Consider the following 871-nt stretch of genomic DNA (forward strand, 5'->3'; position numbering starts at 1 on the left):
AGCTGGCACGCACCCGTCACGTCGGTCGTGCGGAAGTAGAACTGCGGACGATAGCCCTTGAAGAACGGGGTATGACGACCGCCCTCTTCCTTCGACAGCACGTACACTTCGGCTTCGAACTGGGTGTGCGGGGTGATCGAACCCGGCTTGGCCAGCACCTGGCCGCGCTCCACGTCTTCACGCTTCGTGCCGCGCAGCAGCAGGCCCACGTTGTCGCCCGCCTGGCCCTGGTCCAGCAGCTTGCGGAACATTTCCACGCCCGTCACGGTGGTCTTGACCGTAGGCTTCAGACCTACGATCTCGATTTCCTCGCCCACCTTGATGATGCCGCTCTCCACGCGACCGGTGACCACCGTGCCGCGACCGGAGATCGAGAACACGTCTTCCACCGGCATCAGGAAGGCCTTGTCCAGCGCACGCACCGGCTCCGGAATGTAGGTATCCAGCGCCTCCACCAGCTTGATGATCGCCGGCACGCCAATCTCGGACTGGTCGCCTTCCAGCGCCTTCAGCGCCGAACCCTTGATGATCGGCGTGTCGTCGCCCGGGAAGTCGTACTTGCTGAGCAGCTCGCGCACTTCCATTTCCACCAGCTCCAGCAGCTCGGCGTCGTCCACCATGTCGGCCTTGTTCAGGAACACCACGATGTACGGCACGCCCACCTGGCGGCTGAGCAGGATGTGTTCGCGCGTCTGTGGCATCGGGCCGTCCGCGGCCGAGCACACCAGGATCGCGCCATCCATCTGCGCCGCACCCGTGATCATGTTCTTCACGTAGTCGGCGTGGCCCGGGCAGTCCACGTGGGCGTAGTGGCGGTTCGGCGATTCGTATTCCACGTGCGCCGTCGAGATCGTGATACCGCGCGCCTTTT

General features: G+C 64.2%; 1 pseudogene (cut by a window edge). It reads right to left on the minus strand.

Annotated elements, in window-relative coordinates:
* Positions 1–871, minus strand: a pseudogene (tuf, locus tag ISP15_RS17775) (elongation factor Tu); its annotated part runs 147 nt beyond the window's last position; the annotation flags it as partial.

It is taken from the genome of Dyella jejuensis (assembly GCF_044904675.1).
Taxonomy (GTDB): domain Bacteria; phylum Pseudomonadota; class Gammaproteobacteria; order Xanthomonadales; family Rhodanobacteraceae; genus Dyella_B; species Dyella_B jejuensis.